Source organism: Candidatus Marinarcus aquaticus (genome assembly GCF_004116335.1).
GTDB lineage: Bacteria > Campylobacterota > Campylobacteria > Campylobacterales > Arcobacteraceae > Marinarcus > Marinarcus aquaticus.
This window is the reverse complement of the sequence record NZ_PDKN01000008.1, coordinates 65,725-85,943: the sequence shown is the minus strand read 5'-3', so window position 1 is coordinate 85,943 and position 20,219 is coordinate 65,725. Positions and strand designations below refer to the sequence as shown.

Here is a 20,219-nt window from a genome sequence, read left to right as displayed (position 1 = left end):
TTATAACTCTTTTAATGCTTTGATTAATTTAAAAAAACCTTTGACATCACGTCCTAAGAGTTTTTTAACCCATTTAATTTGGCTGATACAATAGAGCCAAGAAATCTTTGAAGCCAACTGTTTCAATCGCATTTTAAATGAACTGTTGTTTGTAAGCGCAATATACTTCTCAATCACATACTCATAATCCATATCAAAACTCGCACGCGTTTTTGTCAAAGAAAGCAACAGTAACAAGAGGTCTCGAAACTGCAGAAGCTCTAAATCAATACTCTCTTCAAAACTGTCTTCCAAATCAATGACATACACCTTGTCATCTTTAAACGTAAAGTTACGTGCTTGAGCTCCACCATGAAAAAGTCCATTGTTATGAATTTTTGCCAATGTCTCAAGCAATGCATCAATAAAAAAGTACATACGCTCTTTTGAGATATCTCTTTTTCGAATAAAAGAGTTGATGTTTTTTCCACAATCTTCTAAAGCAAAAACATGCTCATCTTGGTAGGCAATATGAGGAGTGGTGATTCCCAGTTCATTAAACTGTTTTAATTTGTTGGTTTCAAATTGCAGTGCCTCTTGTGCAGTTTTAGCTTTAACGGGAAGCAATACTTCAAAAGGAAACAGAAAGTAATAAAACTTATGAAGACTCGACGATTGAGTAGCACGTGCTTGTTTAACCCAATATTTTTGGTCTTCAAAAATCAAAGGAAAGATATCTGAACTGTTTTGTTCCAGCTCTTTTTTTATGAGTTTTTCAAACGTCATGCCCATAAAAGTACCAAAATCCAACATGCAGCATGTAAACCAATTGAGAACATCACCGCTGTTGAACCAATATCTTTTGCAGCTTTTGCCAATGGGTGTTTTTCAAGCGTAACCAAATCCACTACATTTTCAATGGCTGAATTAATTAATTCCACAATTAAAACCAAGATACCTGTCACAAGCAGTATCATCTTTTGAGTTAGTGAGGCATCGATAAGAATAATCCCTGCAATAATAAACACCGCACATAAAAGCTCAAGTTTAAATGAACTCTCTGTTTTAAGTGCATGCACTAAACCACTTAACGCATACTGTGTGTTTTTAAAAAGGTGATATTTAGGTTTGTTGTTCATACTTAGTCTCTTTTGTATAAATCTTTATAATATTTTTTCCAACGTTTATGTTGCCAAAACCAGAATTCTGGTCGCTGCTTAATCTGTTTTTCGATTACATCTGCTTGCATTTGTGTCAGCTCTTTGATGGGATCGTCGGTTTTAAACTCAATCTTTGTTGCATCTAAAGCATCATGAACTTTTATTGTATAATCTCGTAAATCATTACATTGAGCAAACAGAGGTATAATAACCGCATCAAACTTCAAGGCCAAACGTGCAGTGGCATCTGTGGCCATTACTTTTTTACCAAAGAACTCTATCTCAACCCCATTTTTCATGTGTTGGTCAATAGCAACTGCGACAAACTGTCCTTGCTTAAATGCTTTTAACATCCCTTTGGCAGCCACTTTTTTCTCAAGCATGATGATATTGTTTCTGTCTCTGGCTTTAACATACATATCATTAATCAAAGGGTTATCCATCTTACGATTTACAACGGCAAGCGTTCCATACTTTAAAGCCACATAAGGAATTGCAAGTTCCCATCCACCATAGTGTGCTGTTACAAAGATGATTTTACGATTGTTTTTTAAAGCATCTAAAATTACTTGTTCATTTTCAATGCTTGCTTTGGCTAAAAGTTTCTCTTTAGAGATTGATTGATTTTCAATAAATTCATACATATTAAACAGCAATGATTTATATGAAGCATAAATAATCTTCTCTTTTTGCTCTTGTGGCATGGTGTCACCATAAACCAAATCCAAATTCACTTGAGCAATATGAATGTGCTCTTTGTTGAACTTGCTTGCAAGCTTTGCAATACCTATGAGCATATATTTGAGTATAAAATTGGGAGTAATTAAAAAAAGCACTTTAAGCACTTGGTATAAATAGTATCTAAAGTACGTCTTCACTTAACAGTCCTTTTGCCATGGTAATAACCGCTTCTTCATCAATTTCATTGATAGAGAAATCATCTTTTTTAAGTTTAAATGGATTCACAACACTGTGTGATTCAATCACTCTGTTAATCGTTGTTGTGTATGTATTTCTGTATCCTGGGGTATTTCCAAAAAGCGTAATGGAAGGCCGGTTCAATGCCCAAGCCATATGAGTTGGCCCCGTATCATTTCCTATGAGTAAATCTGCTTTTGAAATCAATGCTTTAAGTTCATCAAGGCTGAGTTTAGGTGCCACTTTTGCACACGATTGACTGGCAATATACAGTGCAATCTTTTTCTCCTCTTCACTTCCCCAAATCACATAACAATTCTCTTTAATAGTGTTAATGATTTTAACAAATTTTTCTTTAGAGTACATTTTACTTGGCCAGCTTGCACCTATGACAAACAGCACTGTTTTACTCTCTTTTTCAATCAAATCATCCACTTTTTGTGAAGGTTCAAAATATAAAAACGGCTCTTTATTATGAAGTTGCTCAGTTGTGATTTCAAAGCCAAGAGGTTCACTTAAAACTTTTGCATTTCGCTCAATGACATTTTTATCGTATGCTATCTCTATTTTTGTGTTGTAAAAGAAACTTGCAAACCCTTCTCGTGTTGAGTGTTTTGAAAAACCTGCCACTTTTTTACCTAAAAGCTTTGAAACAATGGCCGATTTAATCAAGCCTTGGGCATCAATGACCAAATCATACTCTTGTTTGGCGTAACTGCGTACTTTTTTTATCTCTTCAAAGATTTTTCGTCTGTTTTTTTTAATACTTTTTAGGTTGAGCGTATAGACAGCATTGATATGCGGATGGTTTTGAAGCACCCCTTTAAAGGACTCTTCTACAATCCAATCAATAACAATATGAGGATAGTGTTGTTTTATAAATTGCAATGCCACCATCGCATGGATGATGTCACCCATGGCCGATAGCTTTACAATCGCTAATCGATTTATTTGTATCATAATAACTTTAGTTCTAAATTGCTTGGTAATTCTATTTTATCTAAGGTAGATTGTACTAAATAAGAGATTTCATCTGCTTTAATAATCAAAGCATTTGAGTTTAAAATATACTCATATTTTGTTCGAGAGTAGTCTTGGTTCAAACTGAGGTTCAAACTGATCATAAAACTGAGCCACTGCAAATCTTCTAATGAAGGCAATAACTCTTCATATGCAGCGATATCTTTTTGCTTGGGCAAGGTCTTTTTAGAGAACTTAATAATATGTGCCACAATCACTCTTGAAGTGTGTAAAAAATCATAACTTAAACCATTGAGGATAAAATCAAATGTATTATCATTTGATTTATAGAAGTTAATCGTATTTCCTATAGAGTGAAGCTTTGAAGCAATGATTAAAAAAACTTTATACTTCTCATCCAGATTATGCATGGGCTTTAATACATCAAAGATTTTTGCAGCATTATTCCCAAAATAAGCAGTCTGCTTTGAGTTAAGTTCATATCGGTCAAGCAAGCTTTTAACACTTGGGTTAAAGTTTGCAGGAAATCGGTAATTTGAAGTTCGTAAAAGGTCGGTTAAGTAAACACCTTCTCTTACACCAACTCCAGAAGTAATTACACGTTTGATTTCCAACTCTTTTAAAATCGTATCAAAGATAAACGTCCCTTCACAAATGGTGTCAAAACGATCTTTTTTGATACTGAGCTCTTTTAATGTATCGGTATCTTCAGCTTCAATGATTTTTTTAAACAGCGATTGGTGCTTCTCATACTTATACGTAAATCCATGCAACACATCCAAAGGATACTCTGTGAGGTTCATGATGGTTTTACTTAAAGCTCTGATGGTTCCACCAATGCCAACAGCCGTTGAAGGCACTTCGTTGTTACGAATAAAGAGTTTATCCATCTCTTTTAAGATGTACTCTTTCGCCCCTTTTCGGTCATTTTTAGTGAAAAAAAGCTCTTTCATTCGAACTGTACCAATATTCAGTGATACGCTGTCTTGGATTTTTCCCTCTTTAATAAAGCAAAACTCTGTAGAACCCCCACCAATATCAATCGTTACGAACTCATTTTGATGCAACAAATTCACTGCTGCTGTTCCACCATAATAGGCCTCTTTTTCACCATTGATGATTTTTATATTGAGCTTTAACTCATTTTTAACACGGTTTAAAAACTCTTTTGAGTTGGGTGCATCACGAAGTGCAGACGTTGCCACACACAAGATTTTTCTTGATTTTAAAGATTTGGAGATTTGTAAAAAGGATTTTAGAGAGTCAAAAGCTCTTTGCATCGGTACGGGTTGTAAGTTTCCATTGTTTTCATAACACCCTTCTGAGATTTTGACTCGACTTTTGGTTTCATTTAAAAGATGAAAAGCGAAACGACTGCTTTTTTCAAATACAACCATACGCATTGAGTTGGACCCAATGTCTATAACAGTTGTAATTTTTGCCATTAGTTCTCTTCTTCTTGAAGTTGCTCAAATTTAAATTTTAACTCTTCCATTGTTTCTTGGTTATCAGGATCAATAATAATACAATCAACTGGACAAACTTCCACACATGCAGGCTCTTCATAATGCCCTACACACTCTGTACATCTGTCAGAATCGATTACATATATTGGGTCACCCTCTTCAATTGCTAAATTCGGACACTCATCTCTACAAGCATCACATGCAATACATTCATCAGTAATCATTAACGACATGTTATTTCCTAATATTAAAAATTATTAACTCGATTTATAACCAAATCTAGTTTAATAATTCTTTAATTGTTTCAAATTTTTTGTAATTTTTGCAAACGAGCAAAATTTCGTTATTTTGGTAGATATATAGGGGTTTACAAATATGTAAAGCGGCATCCAAATCAAAGCTTCTCATAGGCCCTGCAAACAAAACAAAGTCATATTTGTGTGCATAAGCAAGTGAGAGTGCAACGGCACCTGGACTTCTGTATTTTATACTGTGGTCATACAACGTTTGACACAGCTTTGGAAACTTGTAACAACGTTCAAAAAGTGCCAGTTTTGGTTGTGTGTAATCATGAAACACATAAGAAGAATTAAACAAATGTATGAAGTTGGCTTTACCATCGGTTCTGTAAACAAGTTCACCACTGACTAAATTACACACGACTCCTGCGACAACTTCATTGTGCTGTTTAAGTGCGACTGAGGTCCCATAATAAGGCAGACCTGAAGTAAAATTATCACTGCCATCAAGTGGGTCTATAATAATTGTGTATTCATTGTCTGTTGAGGAAGGAATTGTTCCAGACTCTTCAGAATAAATCGTACCAAAAGATTGAAGATGTTTTACAAAAATGGATTCTGCTTTTAAATCCATGTTTAAGGAGTTATCACCACCCTCTCCAATAGTATTGGAGTAAGTGTAGTCTGCTTGAGTTATATGAGTGGTGATATACTCATATAACTCTTGATTTGCTTTTATACATGCTTGAATAAAAGCATTCATGACTAAGAGAGTTGCTTTACAATCTCTGCAGCAGCATCTCGTCCATCAGCTGCAGCAGTTACAGCTAAGTGTGCACCTCGTTGACAATCACCACCCGCATAAATTTTTGGGTTTGATGTCTTAAAGTTATTAGTTACAATTCCACCCCAAGCATTGGTTTCAACCTTTGCTTCAGCTAAAAATGCAGGTACTTCAGGAGAGAATCCTAAAGCTAAGATAACCACATCAGCATCTTCAATAAAATCGCTGTCTTTAATGACTTCAACTCTTTGTCGTCCAGATTCATCGGGTTCACTCATGGCTGTTCGTAAAAGTTCTACACCAACGACTTGGCCTTTTTCAACTTTAATGGCTTTAGGGCTGACATTAAACATAAATTCAACACCCTCTTCTTTTGAGTTCACTACCTCTTTTTTACTTCCTGGCATGTTTGACTCATCTCGTCGATAAAGACATTTAACGCTTGCTGCGCCCTCTCTTACAGAGCTTCGTACACAGTCCATAGCAGTATCTCCACCACCAATAACTAAAACGTTTTTATCTTTTACATCCACAAAATTTTTAGGTTTAGCGCCAAAGTTTCGTTTTTGAATTCCCGTTAAAAAGTCAATTGCTAAGTGAACGTCTTTGGCATCTTCACCCTCGATTTTTGCATAGTTACTTTTTGTAGCACCTATTCCTAAATAAATCGCATCGAACTCTGATTCTAACTCTTTAAATGTTTTATCTTTTCCAATTTCACAATTTAAGTGAAGTGTCATTCCTGCCTCTTGTAACCACTTGATTCTTCTGTCAACCGCATTTTTGTCCAGTTTAAATCCAGGAATACCATATGTTAACAGTCCACCCGCTCTGTCAGCTCGTTCAAACAGTTCAACTTTGATTCCTTTTCTTAAAAGAAAAGTCGCCGCTGAAATCCCAGAAGGTCCTGAACCTATCACCGCCACTTTTTTATCGCTTGTAACTCCTGGAAACTTCGGTGTCATACCTGCTGCAAATGCTTTTTCATTGATGTGTGCTTCTACTGCACCAATGGCAACCGCACCATGACCTGTGTTAAGTGAACATGCACCTTCACACAATACGTCATGAGGACAAATTTTTCCTAAAATTTCTGGGAATGGAGATGGTTCATTTGACAAAGCAAATGCCAACTCTAAATTGTCTTCTGCTCGTTGTTTTAACCAAGCAGGGATAAAGTTATGCAATGGACACTTTGAGTGGCAGTATGGGTCTCCACACTGCATACATCGGTCTGCTTGCTCTTTACTCTTGTTTCGACCAAATACTTCATATACTTCGTCATAATCTTTAATTCTCTCTAAAACGTTTCGTTTATTTGGAGTGGCTCTATCAATATTTGTAAAGTTTAACATATTAATCTCCTTCTTCCGGATTCAATGGTAACACCGTCATATTTTTAGGTTTTACCAGCCAGAAGTTTCTGATTTCCGATCGGAAATTCTCTAAAATTTCAATTGCTCTTTCACTTTGAGTTTCATTGACATAATCTATTAATAATCGTTTTAAGAACAATCTTTCTCTCTCTGTATCATCGGTATCAATTCGTACGGCTTCGATTAACTCTTGGTTCATTTTATCAACAAACATTTTATCTTCGTCATAAACAAAAGATAAACCACCTGTCATACCTGCACCAAAGTTTACACCCGTTCGACCTAAAATAGCAACGATACCACCTGTCATATACTCACACGCGTTATCTCCTGTACCTTCAACAACGGCCGTTGCTCCAGAGTTACGTACGGCAAATCGTTCACCCACAGCTGCTCGAACATAAAGTTTACCACCCGTAGCTCCATACAGACACGTATTACCTGCACCACCAAATTTTTCACCTTGGTGCATTGGGTTAATAATGATTTTACCACCATTCATCCCTTTACCCACGTAATCATTCCCAGATCCATTTAAGTAAAGGTTCATCCCTTTAGATAACAATGCTCCGAACGATTGACCTGCAATACCTGTAAGGTTGATGGTAATAGAGTTATCAGGAAGACCACAATCTCCATAATACTTCGCAATTTCACCTGAGATTAGCGTACCAAAACTTCTGTTGATGTTACTGATGGTTTCAGTTAATTTAATCGTACTGTTTGGTTTTTCAATTGTTCGGTGTACTTTTTTAAGCAACTCTTTTTCAAACTTGTTGTCATCAAAAGGCAGATTTGACTCTTTTTGACAGGTATCAATACCATCCACACGTCGTAATACATTTGAGAAATCAAATTTTTGTGCAAACTCATCATTAATAACTTTTAATAAATCACTTCGACCTACAATCTCTTCGATTGTTTTGTATCCCAGTTGCGCCAAGATATGTCGTACATCGTTTGCAATAAAATCAAAGTATGAAATCAATCGTTCAACGGTACCGTTAAAGTGCTCTCGTAAAAACTCATCTTGCGTAGCAACACCAACAGAACATTTGTTTGTATGACAAATTCTTAAAATTTTACATCCCAATAATGTCAATGCCGCTGTACCAAAAGCATACGACTCTGCTCCAAGAAGCGCTGCTTTAACCACATCCAGACCTGTTTTTAAACCACCATCTGTTTGTACATGGACAAACTCTCTTAAGTGGTTTGCTTTGAGTGCATTATGTGCTTCAGAAAGACCAAGCTCCCAAGGGTTACCTGTGTGTTTGATGGATGTTAATGGTGCAGCACCTGTACCACCATCACTTCCAGAAATGACAATTCTATCTGCATAGGCCTTGGCCACACCCGCTGCAATCGTACCAACACCAATGGTTGATACCAATTTTACAGTAATTTTAGCTTCAGGGTTAATCTGTTTTAAGTCAAAAATCAACTGCGCCAAATCTTCAATCGAGTAAATGTCATGGTGCGGCGGAGGTGAAATCAGTGTAACCCCTTCAACTGTATGTCTTAAAGTTGCAATCAGTGGTGTTACTTTATGACCTGGTAACTGTCCACCCTCACCTGGTTTAGCCCCTTGAGCAACTTTAATTTGGATCTCTTCTGCACTTCTTAAATATCCTGGAGTTACCCCAAATCGCCCTGAAGCGACTTGTTTGATCTTAGAGTTTTTCAATGTTCCAAATCGTGCTGGGTCTTCTCCACCCTCACCTGAGTTACTCATACCACCAATGGTATTCATAGCAATCGCCATTGCTTCGTGCGCTTCTGGTGAAATAGAACCACAAGACATCGCTGCAGTTGCGAATCGTTTGAAAATATCCTCTTTTGATTCAACATCATCTACATTGATTGGATCTCTGTCAGAGTTAAACTCAAAGAAATCTCGAATAAATTTTTTATCTCTTGTTTGAACAAGCTCTCTTAAACCATCAAAATCTGTGATGTCCTCTTTTTCAATGGCTTGTTTGTTATGCATTGCTCGTGTTGTTGCTGGACCATAATCATGGTATTCTCCACCATCAATATATTTATAAAATCCACCCAAGTCAAGCGGGAACATATGTTTTTGTTCATAATACGCATTGAAGTGTGTTTTTTCAATTCGTTTTTCAATGTCTTCATACGTTAAACCACATAAATCACTGTACGCTCCATTGAAACACTCTTCAACGATTTCATCACTTAATCCAATAACATCAAACAGCGCTGAGTTTCTGTACGACGCAATCGTAGCAATACCCATTTTTGACATGATTTTTAGAATACCCGCATTCACTGCTTTTTGTGTATTTTTTAAGACTCGTTGCATTTTAAATTTAGAGATCTCTTTTCTCTCATATAAAGCAACCGTAGTAGCAAACATCATGTATGGGTACATTGCAGTACATCCAAATCCAATCAATACTGCAGCCATGTGTGGGTCATACACTTCCCCTGTTACACATACAATTGAAACATTGTGTCGGATACCTGCTTTTAACAATGATTGATTCACATACCCCACAGCCATTGCCATTGGAATCAGTTTACAGGTCTCATTCACTTCTCGGTCATCTAAAATAACAATAGAGATGTCTTCATTTTTAACTGCATCAATTACTGAATCAGCTAATGCTTTTAATGATGCTCTTAAATCTTTCGTAAACACCGTAGAGAATGTTTTATTTCGAAAGAATTCATCGTATCGTGGATTTTTTTCATCACCAAACGATTTTAAAACATCAAACTTTTCTTTCATCAAGATTGGACTTGAAGATTTAAGTCGTCGTGCATACTCTGGTTTTTCATTTAAGATATTGTGCACTTTACCAAAACCTGTCTCTAAAGACATCACCAATTTTTCTCTGTATGGGTCAATTGGAGGGTTAGTTACTTGAGCAAATTTTTGTCTGAAAAAATCTGTAAAGTTTCTGTTGGCTTGTGAAAATGCTGCTAAAGGTGTGTCATCTCCCATTGATCCAACTGGTTCTTTTCCATCTTTTGCCATTGGTTCAATCACTTGGTCAATCACTTCATATGTGATATTAAACAGCTTTTGTTTTTTTTCTAAACTTTCAAATTTATACTCTTCAGTGTTCATAAATGATTCATCAATAAACTCTTGCAGATATTGCATGTCTTTATTCAACCACTCAGTATATTTTTGAGATGATTTTAAGTAATCATTGATGTCTTCTTCTTTTAATACTTGACCATGTTTTAAATCAAGTCCCATCATTTGACCCGATTGTAATCGACCTCGTTCAATGATATCTTCTTCATTTAAATCAAGCGTTCCATACTCAGAAGTAATGTACAATTTATCTTGTTTAGTTATGACATATTTTGATGGTCGCAAACCGTTTCGGTCAATCAAACAACCAATGTGCCGACCATCAGTTAATGATACGGCTGCTGGTCCATCCCATGCTTCCATTGCTGTAGAGGTATACTCATAAAATGCTCGTAAATCTGAGTCCATATGAGGGGCATTTTGCCATGGTGCAGGAATTAATGCACGTGCAGCTTTAAAGAAATCCACACCATTAACAATCATAAACTCAAACAAATTATCTAATGATGCTGAATCAGAGCTTCCTGTTTGTAAAATAGGTAACAATCGTTGAATCTCTCCATCGGTGAAAACGTCGGATTTAATTTGTTCGCTCTTTACAACTGTATTAAATCTGTTGGCATTAATTGAGTTGATCTCACCATTGTGTGCAATCGCTCTGAATGGTTGAGCCAATCGCCATTGTGGTAATGTGTTTGTTGAGAATCGTTGATGAAACAGTGCAAAAGAGATTTTAAAATCTTCATCTCTTAAGTCCATATAAAAGTGTTTGATATGCGTTGGCATAACAAGCCCTTTATATGCAATAACCTTTGAAGAAAAAGTTGGGATATAGAAATCTTTTTTGTCAATAAGTTTATGTTCACACTCTTTTCTTGTTAAATACAACAAGGCATCAAATCGTTTAGAAGACATCAATGTATTTGGTGTAACGAAAACTTGTACAATGTTAGGAAGAGACTCTAATGCTTGTTTTCCTAATGCATCTGTATCAACAGGTACTACTCTTGTCAATACAACTTTTAAATCATTCTTTTCACAGTACGATTTAAAAGTATCAATGTCTTCAATATCTTTTGCAAAAATCATCGCTACCGCGTATGTTTTTGGTAAGTCAATACCTCTTTCATTTGCAACTTTTCGCATGAAAGAATCAGGCATTGAAAGCAATAGTCCACTCCCATCTCCTGTCTTTCCATCCGCTGCAACTGCACCTCTGTGCATCATTCTCTCTAATGACGTAATAGCGTCTTCTAAGTTTGAATGACAAGGTTTGTTTTTAAGATGTGCGACTAATCCAAAACCGCAGTTATCTTTGAAAGAAGTTAATAAATCTAAATTACAACCCATCATTTTCCTTTTCATTTGTTTGGTATGTCAAAAAGTAGCAGATAGTATCTAAAATTTGATTAAATATTGGTTAAAAGCTGCTCGTTTATTATTTTATAAGAGTTGTCTCTTTTAATCAATATTGAATAAAAAATTAAAAATATACATTAATATATATAACATATCTCTCATTATTTTACAAATTTTCAAATTCAATTTTTTATACATAATAGTTACATAACTTTCCATTATAATTTTTTCATAACTAAAAAATCAACAAGGAGCAGTTATGAAAAAGTTAGTAATGGGAGCAGTTGCAGCAGCAGTTGTAGCAACCTCTTCAATGGCAGCAGAGTACACATTAAAGTTCTCTCACGTTGTTAGTGATAATACACCAAAAGGAAAAGCAGCAAGATTCTTTGAAAAAAGACTTGAAGAGCTATCGGGTGGAAAAATTGATGTTCAAGTTTATCCATCATCTCAGTTATATACAGATAATGCGGTGGTTAAAGCATTAAGATTAAATTCAGTGCAAATGGCTGCACCTAGTTTCTCTAAATTTGGTAAAATTGTACCTCAATTAGCACTGTTTGATTTACCGTTTATTTTCAACGATGCAGATCACTTACACAAAGTTCAAGATGGTGAAGTGGGTCAAGCACTTAAAGATATGGTTACAGAAAAAGGTATTGTGGCACTTGATTACTGGGATAATGGATTTAAACAATTCACTTCTTCAACGAAAGCTTTAATTGAGCCTAAAGATGCTGAAGGTCAAAAATTCAGAATTATGTCTTCTAAAGTACTAGAAGCGCAAATGCATGCAATCGGTGGTAACCCACAAATGATGCCATTCTCTGAAGTTTACTCTGGTTTACAACAAGGTGTTATTGATGCAGCTGAAAATCCAATTTCAAACATCTACACTAAAAAATTCCACGAAGTTCAAAAATACTTAACTGTTTCTGACCACGGTTACTTAGGTTACTTAGTTGTTATGTCTAAAAAATTCTGGAACTCATTACCAGCTGATTTACAAGCAAATGTAAAACAAGCAATGAAAGAAGCAACTGCTCAAGAAAGAATTTATGCACAAGAACTTAATGATTCTCAATTTGATGAAATCAAAGAGTATGCTAAGAAAACTGGAAAATTAGAGATCTTTACTTTAACTCCTGAACAAAAAGAGGCGTGGAGAAAAGCAGTAAGCAAAATCTATCCTGAATTCTATGATGAAGACGCAATCGGGAAAGACTTAATTGAAAAAACAATTGCTGCAGGAAAATAAAAGAGTCGTATGTTTAATATTTTAAATAAAACAGTAGGTTTTATCAACCAATCCATAGCTGCCTTCGGTATTACTGCCGGGGTAGCTGTCTCTTTTACAAACGTAATTGCCAGATACCTGTTTGATGCCTCTTTAACTTGGGCAAGTGAACTGAGTATTTTTCTCTTCTTATGGAGTGTCTTTTTTGGTGCAGCATACTGCTTTAAAAAAGATGCACACATCGCTGTAACTATCATATTAGATATTGTACCTACACCCATTGCGAAAGTGATGCTGGTTATTTCACATGTGATTACATTAACATACTTAGCCGCAGTTTCATTCTATGGATATAAGTATTTACAATTGGTTATTGACTTAGAAGAGCGTTCAGTTGACTTGGATATGCCTATGTGGATTATCTATCTTGTAATTCCAATCTCTTTTGCACTTGCAGCATATCGTGTAGGAGAAAGATTGGTAATTATTCTTAGAACACCTCACGAACTGATCACACAAGAGAGTGAAGCAGAAATGATTCTTGCTCGATTGGGTGAAAAAGGTGAAAATACAGAAAATAAAAACGTAAAAGAGTTAAATGATATGGTAAAAGATGTTGAGAAGAAAACAGGAGGTATGCTATGAGTAGTGTTGCAGTACTGTTCTCACTGTTTTTCTTCCTTGTTATTCTTGGAACACCAATTTCAATCTGTCTAGGGGTTTCAACTTTTGCAACCATGATGTTATTTACTGATATTTCTCCAATTGAAGTTTCGGCAATGATTTTCGAAAAAGTTGAACACTATTCATTAATGGCCATTCCTATGTTCATCTTAGCAGGTAACCTGTTAAGTAAGGGGAGTGCCGCGCAAAGGATTATTGATTTTGCGCGTTCAGTTGTAGGTCACCTTCCTGGTGGTCTTCCAATTTCAGCGATTTTCGCATCAATTATTTTTGCTGCTGTATCAGGAAGTTCTCCTGCAACAGTTGTTGCGATTGGTTCGATTATGTTTGGTGCAATTATGCAAGCAGGATACCCTAAAAAGTATGCCGTTGGTACAATTGCAACCGCTGGTTCGTTAGGAATTTTAATTCCACCTTCTATTGTACTGATTGTGTATGGGGTAACAGCAGAAGTCTCTATTGGTAAACTCTTCATGGCTGGGGTTGTGCCTGGTATCATGTTGGGTATCATGATGATGGTTGTTACTTATATTGGTGCACGACGATTAGGGTTTGAAAGAGAAGAGCCTCAACCATTTAAATACCGACTAAAAAAGATGAAAGACGCATCTTGGGGTCTGATGACAATTGTGATTGTTATTGGTGGTATTTATGGTGGTATCTTTACACCAACTGAAGCAGCAGCTGTTGCAGCAGCATGGGCATTTTTCATCTCTGTATTTGTTTACAAAGATATCAAAATATCTGAGTTTTTCCATACAGCGCTAGAGTCTGCAAAAACAACGGCAATGATTATGTTTATTATTGCTAACGCAATGTTATTTGCACACTTCTTAACCATTGAAAATATTCCTCAAGGGATTACTGAAGCATTGGTTGAAGCCAATGTCGATAAATATATGTTCTTGTTATTGGTCAATATCTTACTGATTTTAGCAGGTTCATTTATGGAACCAAGTGCAATTATTATGATTATGGTACCTCTATTACTTCCAGTTGCCGTGGCATTAGGGATTGACCCTATTCACTTCGGTATCGTAATTACAATCAATATGGAGCTTGGTATGGTTTCCCCACCTGTTGGACTTAACCTATTCGTTACGAGTGGTTTAACAGGTATGTCAATTAAAGACGTTATCGTTGCAGCGTTACCGTGGACAATGACAATTTTAGCAGGTTTATTACTTGTAACATATATTCCAGAAATTGCATTATGGTTACCAAACCTAATGTATGGTGGATGATAAAAAGACGACATTTACATTAACTTAAAAGGAGGTGCTAAAACGCCTCCTTTTTTTATGTTAACGCTTCTTCATCTTCTTTTTTAGGATTGAGTCTGTTGCGTTTAAACTCTAAATAAGGAGTGATGACATCATGACTTCGACGCACTGTAGTAAAATCTTCATTTTGAGTGATTTTTTTAATGATTTTTTCCATACTGATTAAATTGACAGTCTCCAACTCCTCTTCTAAAGAAACATATTTAGAAATCAATGTATCAAAAGCTTGATGTATTTCAAATGCCACGGCACCTTTATCATTGAGCATTTTTTTTATAAATACCCACGTATCAAACACTTTACTCCACGCTCTTTTTTGGCGATTTGTAATGCACAAATTGCTGATAATATATTTCCATTTATACAAAGCAAAATAGGCTTGATGACTACTCCAAAGCTCTTGAATCCACCAATCTTCATATTTAGGTAAGCCTGCAAACTCAGGTTTGTTTTCTGTTTTTATTGTCTCTAAGATTGACTCTATTAGTGTAGAAAACTGCAAAATCAAAATAGGAATTTTTACATTTAAAAGCCCAATGTCTTTAAGGTTGGCTTGTTTGTTTTTTTGTGTTAATGATGTAAACTCTTGTTTGATATCTTGATGTTTCTTATACAAATCAATATGACTTGAGATATTTAAATCCAAAGATTGAATGGCAATATCTATGAGTATATCATCTTCGATACAGATCTCTTCAGGTAATTCATCCAAAATAAGTGATGCTTCAATCTTTTGATCCGAATTGATTTCAATATTATTTTGCAAACGTATGTTTTGATGGTCAAAATATTTTTTTCGTTCAATGGCTGCTTCGATGCGCTCTTTTTCAGCCAGTTCCTCTTGATCTTGAGCCAAAAACTCTTCAAGCAGAGCTTTGTATTTTACCAACCTCTCCGATGTCTCTTCCAAGTTCGTTTCAGTTGCTGTTTTGGCAAGTCGTGTGAGTCTTCGTTCCCCAGACTCATGATCATTAAGTTGTCGTCGTTGTACGTCAACTCTCTCTTGAGCCTCTTTTATAAGATTTTCTAATGCAATGATACTTTTCATAACACTTCCAGTGCTTTTTTTATATTGTATCACAAATTAGACAATAGGTACAATTATTTCAAAACAGGCTCCTGTTTGGGTATTTTTTACTTTGAGTTTTCCTCTCATATTTTTTTCTACAATGATTTTTGACATATACAATCCAATTCCTGTACCATGAGAATCATCTTTGGTTGTAAAATAAGGTTCAAATATTTTTGATTTAGGAGAGACTTGAATGCCTCCTCCATTATCTTGAATCATCAAAATCATTGCATCATTCTCTTGCTTTAAAAAGAGATCAATTGTGGGATTTATCACCCTGTTTTGTATCAACACATCTTTAGCATTTGATACAATATTCAACACCACTTGTTCATACTCGTTTAAAAAAGTATTGAGTTTTGCTTTTTTGTCCACATCAATATTCACACTGATATTATTCTCTTTGAGAGCTGATCCAATAATGGTCATAACACTTTGTATGGAATCAAAGATAAGAAACTCCTCTTTCTCCTTTTTAGGCATGAAAAAGTTTCTAAAATCTTCAATGGTATGCGACATATACTCAAGGAGTCGGTCCGCTTCACTTGTTTTTGTTTGTAAAAACTCATTATCCAGTTTTCCCATGGTGTGTTTAAACTTGATGGCCATAAGCACAGAAGAGAGTTCTGAAAGAGGTTGACGCCATTGGTGTGCGATATTTGAAATCATCTCTCCTAATGCAATGAACTTGGATTTTTGAACCAAAATCTGCTCTTTTTCTCTGTTTTTAGAAAGCTCCTCTTGTACTCGAAGCCCTAAGTTTTTATTCAATTCAATTAAATCATCTGATTTTTTCTGTACTTTCTCTTTGTATTCATTGAAAAACTCTTCAATTTTTTGGCTCACTAAAATTGAAAAAACAATCGCCACAGAGAGAAACACAACAAATAAAAAAAGTGTTTGAAGCACTTGCTTTTTTACTTTGTTTTCTAAAACACTTTTTCGTTTTTCAATATCTTTTTCAATGTCATCTAAATAAATACCCGCTGCAACAATCCAGTTCCAATTGGGATAATATTTAAAGTAAGAGAGTTTTTGTTTGATCTCATTTTCAAAAGGTTTTTTATAGGCATATTGTGTAAATGCATCCCCTTTTTTTCGAATCAATCGTAAAAACTCTTCACGAAACTTTTTACCGTTTTCATCTTCATAATTTGAAGAGAGATATTTACCCAACAAATCGGGTCGGTTGGGATTGACCAACATTTTTGCAAACTTATCTCCCCCTTCAAGGTTTTCAACTTCATACACAAAAACATAGTTACTCTTCCCCTCTTGAAATGAGATATTATGTAAAAGTCGAACCATCTCCTCTTTGACATATTTTTCTTCTTCCGTTGAGGAGAGCGCTTTATAGTTGATGATGTCAATAACAACATCCACCTCTTTTTTAATGATTTGCTTTTGGGTGGTATAATAATCATTGACCAACTGCTTCATATCTCGGTCAAAATCTCCATAAGTATTTTTCACATAATAGTAGGAAATCGACGCGATCATAAGGGACATGATGATAATAAATACATAAATGATAAATTTTGAGACATTTTGTTCAGTAATAATGCGCATTTATTCTTGCTCGTTAACTTATTTTTTGGTATGATACCATAAGTTTTATCAAAAGGATTTTTAAATTGTTAAGTAAAGAGCTTATTGACCAGTTATCAAATTTTACTCTTTTGTATGTTGAAGATGAAGAGGGTATTCGAAACAATATCTTTGAGATTTTTCAAGATGTCTTCAAAGAGATTCATTTAGCAAAAAATGGTGAAGAAGCTTACAAAATCTACACTGAACAAAAACCAGACTTAATCATCACAGATATTCGTATGCCTAAAATGGATGGCATTGAACTCATTGAAAAAATCAGACAAACCAACTCGAAAGTACGAGTGATTATCTTCTCAGCGTATACCGACTTAGACTATATGCTCAAAGCGGCTGAACTGCACTTAGTAAAATACATCATTAAACCTGTTAATGAAGAGAAACTTGTGGATGCTTTAGAGAGTTTTTTAAACAGTTATGAAGGTACAAAAATCTATACCCTTATTCCTCAATGGCTTTTTGATGAAGGAAGAAGCACCATTAAGGGACCTGAAGAGGAGTTTATTTTAACCAAAAAAGAGACCAAGTTCTTAAAATTGCTTCTTAAAAAACACCGAATCATTACTTATGAAGAGATGGAAAACCTTATCTGGACGCATGAACATATCATGACACAAAATGCGTTGCGTCTGTTTATTAAAAACTTCAGAAAGAAACTGCCACCCAATATTTTAAAAAATGTTCAAGGAATTGGATACCAACTAGTTATCTAGAGGTATCTCTTGTTCTCTTACTTGCGTTAAACGATTCATATACGCATGCCCCAAATAGACAATGTAAAATACCGTAGAAAACAGCGCTATAAATGGAATCATGGAAATAAGATACAACACAATTGTTCGTACATGAAATGCATTCCCCTCTTTTGTTTTAATAAATGCCTCTTCATTTTTATTCATAATCGTTGACGTTACATCAAAATTCAATAACTTATAAAAAAAGTAGTAAAACGGTACATTCAATGCCACAATATTTAATACAGGGATAAAGTACAATGGTGCAAGAATAATAAAAAGCAAAATCATCACTAAAAAACTCTTTGCAAATATCCAAAGTGTATTAACAACATTTCCATACCCTTTAAACTCTAAGTTTTGATAGTGTCGTTGTTGCAAAACTTTTAAAATAGAGGGCGTTAAAAACCCAACCACCACTAAAGCGATAAACAAAGAGAAAAGCATCACGAAAATAGTTCCTAAGGTATAAACTAAAAACCCTACTAACCATGACGTAATAGAAAACTGTAAGAGATACTCTATGACCCCTTTACCAAAATAGGTCTCATTGGTTGTGGTTGTCACCATCTCTCCATTTTCCATTGCAATGTGTTGTTGTTGCACTTGCAGTACATGGTTTTGCATGCTGTCTAAACCAAAATCTGCAGCAGTAAAAAAGAGCACATACATTAAAATCAATGTAATAAAAAAGGGATACAACGCTATTTTTAAAATCGGTCTCGTAAAAAAATCTTTTAATGCCATTGAAAACAGTTTCATCTCACTCATCATTATCCTTTAAAAATCGTTCTTTATATTCGCATTTTTGGCACAGCTCTTCTACAGCTTGTTGGTTTAAAAACCCCTTTTGGATTTGTTTGACTCTTGAGCTGTTAAGTATATCCTCTAAAGTTTGTTCATGGATATTACCTAAATCAATAATGCCATCTTTATCCAAACAGCATGGAACCACTCTTCCTGAACTTAAAATACCAAAATGAGATTTCAAACCATAACAAAATCCATGTTTCAATTTGCTTTGTCCTTGAAGTGTTGGCCAATTAAAATAGTCATCAAAGTGAAAAAAGAGCTTTTTAGCAATTCTCAAACTTTTGGGTCGCTCTTTTTGAACATCACTAAAAGAGAGCTCTTGATTAAAAAATGCATTCGCATATGCAAAGACATTCTCATTGAAAAATTGAGCGCTTAAATCCTCATCAAAATTCCACAAACGAAAATTAATAAAAAGCTCTTTTTGCTGCTCTTGTACATAGTGTGCAAATTCGAAAATGGGTTGTAAATACTCTTGCAAAGACTTTTTATGCGAATTGGCATTATAAGAGTTTAACGAAAAATTGACTTGTCGTATGGCTTTGTGAGTTAGAAATTCAAACATGGAAGTGGTTAAGTTATTGGCTGTTGTGACAATATTCACCTTTAATTCATGCTTTAAACTGATGTCCAAATACTCTTTTAAATTACTCAATACCAGTGGGTCACCCACAATATGATAGGACAATTCATGCGTGAGCTTTTTTACTTGTGCATTGATGCTATCAAAAAGCTCTAAAGACATGGTTGTATTGGGCAATGTTTTAGGGGGACAAAATGTACATTTTAAATTACAAATATTGGTGATTTCAACATGAACTTTTTTAAACTTTTTTATACCACTTTCCTTTTATTCAATAGCTAAGATTATATCTTAAAATAAGTAAAGTTTGCTCCATAAAACACTTCATCACAATTTCAGAATATTTTAGAAATTCAAGCTCTACATAGGCATAATGTCACACTTTTTAAGCTTAATTAATATAATATTAGCCATTATATATTTCTTTAAGAAGAAGGCCAAAATGTTTTTAAATACACCAACTAAAACCCGTATACTTGTAAATATGGCGTTGAGTCAACTGGGGTTTGCTGCTATCAGTATTGTTGCCATACTGAGTGAACACGCAGTGGGAGCAATTATTGCAGTCAATGTTGCATTTGCCCTTGTGATTGCTTACACCAATTATGCTGCAATGAACCGAATCGTTGGAGGAATTGAAAGAGTCAAAGAATACATGGAAGATCTCATGGAATTTGTTTTTTATCGAAAAAATAAAGTTCGAAAAGCAATCTACATTAAAAATGATGACATCGGACTGATTTTACGAGAACTCAACGAATATGCAGATAAATTCAATGAGATGCGAAACAATGACATGCACGTATTGGGTGAAGTAGTCATTGCTTTAGATAAAGTTTCGCAAGGTATCTACAACACACGTATTCACTCTGATTC

General features: G+C 35.0%; 17 protein-coding genes. 4 read left to right on the top strand and 13 right to left on the bottom strand.

Annotated features, from left to right (window positions below; genetic code table 11):
* Genes CRV04_RS10710 through gltB form a run of 9 tightly spaced genes read right to left on the bottom strand, consistent with a single transcriptional unit; the run spans nt 1 to nt 11,320 of the window.
* Nucleotides 1-792, bottom strand: coding sequence for an RIO1 family regulatory kinase/ATPase domain-containing protein (locus CRV04_RS10710; protein WP_128996844.1), 792 nt, complete (start codon nt 790-792; stop codon nt 1-3).
* Nucleotides 762-1,118 carry a diacylglycerol kinase gene (locus CRV04_RS10705; RefSeq protein ID WP_128996843.1) on the bottom strand — a complete coding sequence of 119 codons (357 nt, stop codon included), beginning with the start codon at nt 1,116-1,118 and terminating at the stop codon, nt 762-764. The genes CRV04_RS10710 and CRV04_RS10705 overlap by 31 nt, the downstream gene beginning before the upstream one ends.
* Nucleotides 1,119-1,120: 2 nt before the next feature.
* Entirely contained in the window at nt 1,121-2,017 is an 897-nt protein-coding gene (locus CRV04_RS10700) for a lipid A biosynthesis lauroyl acyltransferase (protein WP_128996842.1), read from the bottom strand.
* A complete protein-coding gene (waaC, locus tag CRV04_RS10695; protein WP_128996841.1) occupies nt 2,001-3,017 on the bottom strand; it encodes a lipopolysaccharide heptosyltransferase I in 1,017 nt (338 codons plus the stop codon). Before waaC ends, CRV04_RS10700 begins: the two co-directional genes overlap by 17 nt.
* Nucleotides 3,014-4,483 (bottom strand): Ppx/GppA phosphatase family protein, encoded by a 1,470-nt coding sequence (locus CRV04_RS10690; protein ID WP_128996840.1) that lies wholly within the window; start codon nt 4,481-4,483, stop codon nt 3,014-3,016. The genes waaC and CRV04_RS10690 overlap by 4 nt, the downstream gene beginning before the upstream one ends.
* A complete protein-coding gene (locus CRV04_RS10685) occupies nt 4,483-4,737 on the bottom strand; it encodes a YfhL family 4Fe-4S dicluster ferredoxin (RefSeq protein ID WP_128996839.1) in 255 nt (84 codons plus the stop codon). The genes CRV04_RS10690 and CRV04_RS10685 overlap by 1 nt, the downstream gene beginning before the upstream one ends.
* A gap of 46 nt (nt 4,738-4,783) precedes the next feature.
* Nucleotides 4,784-5,506, bottom strand: coding sequence for an inositol monophosphatase family protein (locus tag CRV04_RS10680; protein WP_128996838.1), 723 nt, complete (start codon nt 5,504-5,506; stop codon nt 4,784-4,786).
* Nucleotides 5,507-5,508: 2 nt separating this feature from the next.
* Nucleotides 5,509-6,882, bottom strand: coding sequence for a glutamate synthase subunit beta (locus CRV04_RS10675; RefSeq protein ID WP_128996837.1), 1,374 nt, complete (start codon nt 6,880-6,882; stop codon nt 5,509-5,511).
* A 1-nt stretch (nt 6,883) separates the two neighbouring features.
* Nucleotides 6,884-11,320, bottom strand: a complete 4,437-nt coding sequence (gene gltB / locus CRV04_RS10670; RefSeq protein ID WP_128996836.1) for a glutamate synthase large subunit — start codon at nt 11,318-11,320, stop codon at nt 6,884-6,886.
* A 268-nt stretch (nt 11,321-11,588) separates the two neighbouring features.
* On the opposite strand from gltB, the gene CRV04_RS10665 reads away from it, so the two are divergent.
* Genes CRV04_RS10665 through CRV04_RS10655 form a run of 3 tightly spaced genes read left to right on the top strand, consistent with a single transcriptional unit; the run spans nt 11,589 to nt 14,494 of the window.
* Nucleotides 11,589-12,587, top strand: a complete 999-nt coding sequence (locus tag CRV04_RS10665; RefSeq protein ID WP_128996835.1) for a TRAP transporter substrate-binding protein — start codon at nt 11,589-11,591, stop codon at nt 12,585-12,587.
* A gap of 9 nt (nt 12,588-12,596) precedes the next feature.
* A complete protein-coding gene (locus CRV04_RS10660) occupies nt 12,597-13,211 on the top strand; it encodes a TRAP transporter small permease (protein ID WP_128996834.1) in 615 nt (204 codons plus the stop codon).
* Nucleotides 13,208-14,494: a TRAP transporter large permease gene (locus tag CRV04_RS10655; protein ID WP_128996833.1), complete on the top strand. Its 1,287-nt coding sequence runs from the start codon at nt 13,208-13,210 to the stop codon at nt 14,492-14,494. Before CRV04_RS10660 ends, CRV04_RS10655 begins: the two co-directional genes overlap by 4 nt.
* Before the next feature lie 55 nt (nt 14,495-14,549).
* Here CRV04_RS10655 and CRV04_RS10650 read toward each other — a convergent pair whose 3' ends face one another.
* Nucleotides 14,550-15,581, bottom strand: coding sequence for a hypothetical protein (locus tag CRV04_RS10650; RefSeq protein ID WP_128996832.1), 1,032 nt, complete (start codon nt 15,579-15,581; stop codon nt 14,550-14,552).
* Between the two features lie 36 nt (nt 15,582-15,617).
* On the bottom strand, nt 15,618-17,105 hold the full coding sequence (locus CRV04_RS10645) for a cache domain-containing protein (protein WP_228126540.1): 1,488 nt from the start codon (nt 17,103-17,105) through the stop codon (nt 15,618-15,620).
* 134 nt (nt 17,106-17,239) lie between these two features.
* Between CRV04_RS10645 and CRV04_RS10640 the strand changes: the two genes are divergently transcribed.
* Complete coding sequence (locus tag CRV04_RS10640; protein ID WP_128996830.1) at nt 17,240-17,926, top strand: response regulator; 687 nt, start codon at nt 17,240-17,242, stop codon at nt 17,924-17,926.
* Here the strand turns inward: CRV04_RS10640 and CRV04_RS10635 are convergent.
* Together CRV04_RS10635 and CRV04_RS10630 are read right to left on the bottom strand one after the other, a co-directional pair.
* On the bottom strand, nt 17,915-18,718 hold the full coding sequence (locus CRV04_RS10635; protein ID WP_164969150.1) for an EI24 domain-containing protein: 804 nt from the start codon (nt 18,716-18,718) through the stop codon (nt 17,915-17,917). The two genes, CRV04_RS10640 and CRV04_RS10635, sit on opposite strands and share 12 nt — an antisense overlap.
* On the bottom strand, nt 18,711-19,568 hold the full coding sequence (locus tag CRV04_RS10630; RefSeq protein ID WP_336470506.1) for a radical SAM/SPASM domain-containing protein: 858 nt from the start codon (nt 19,566-19,568) through the stop codon (nt 18,711-18,713). Before CRV04_RS10630 ends, CRV04_RS10635 begins: the two co-directional genes overlap by 8 nt.
* Between the last annotated feature and the right edge of the window lie 651 nt (nt 19,569-20,219).

Coding starts and splice junctions, on each gene's coding strand:
- CRV04_RS10710 (WP_128996844.1), bottom strand. CDS start 792: ATGTTGGATTTTGGTACTTTTATGGGCATGACGTTTGAAAAACTCATA.
- CRV04_RS10705 (WP_128996843.1), bottom strand. CDS start 1,118: ATGAACAACAAACCTAAATATCACCTTTTTAAAAACACACAGTATGCG.
- waaC (WP_128996841.1), bottom strand. CDS start 3,017: ATGATACAAATAAATCGATTAGCGATTGTAAAGCTATCGGCCATGGGT.
- CRV04_RS10690 (WP_128996840.1), bottom strand. CDS start 4,483: ATGGCAAAAATTACAACTGTTATAGACATTGGGTCCAACTCAATGCGT.
- CRV04_RS10685 (WP_128996839.1), bottom strand. CDS start 4,737: ATGTCGTTAATGATTACTGATGAATGTATTGCATGTGATGCTTGTAGA.
- CRV04_RS10680 (WP_128996838.1), bottom strand. CDS start 5,506: ATGAATGCTTTTATTCAAGCATGTATAAAAGCAAATCAAGAGTTATAT.
- CRV04_RS10675 (WP_128996837.1), bottom strand. CDS start 6,882: ATGTTAAACTTTACAAATATTGATAGAGCCACTCCAAATAAACGAAAC.
- gltB (WP_128996836.1), bottom strand. CDS start 11,320: ATGGGTTGTAATTTAGATTTATTAACTTCTTTCAAAGATAACTGCGGT.
- CRV04_RS10665 (WP_128996835.1), top strand. CDS start 11,589: ATGAAAAAGTTAGTAATGGGAGCAGTTGCAGCAGCAGTTGTAGCAACC.
- CRV04_RS10660 (WP_128996834.1), top strand. CDS start 12,597: ATGTTTAATATTTTAAATAAAACAGTAGGTTTTATCAACCAATCCATA.
- CRV04_RS10655 (WP_128996833.1), top strand. CDS start 13,208: ATGAGTAGTGTTGCAGTACTGTTCTCACTGTTTTTCTTCCTTGTTATT.
- CRV04_RS10650 (WP_128996832.1), bottom strand. CDS start 15,581: ATGAAAAGTATCATTGCATTAGAAAATCTTATAAAAGAGGCTCAAGAG.
- CRV04_RS10645 (WP_228126540.1), bottom strand. CDS start 17,105: ATGATCGCGTCGATTTCCTACTATTATGTGAAAAATACTTATGGAGAT.
- CRV04_RS10635 (WP_164969150.1), bottom strand. CDS start 18,718: ATGAGTGAGATGAAACTGTTTTCAATGGCATTAAAAGATTTTTTTACG.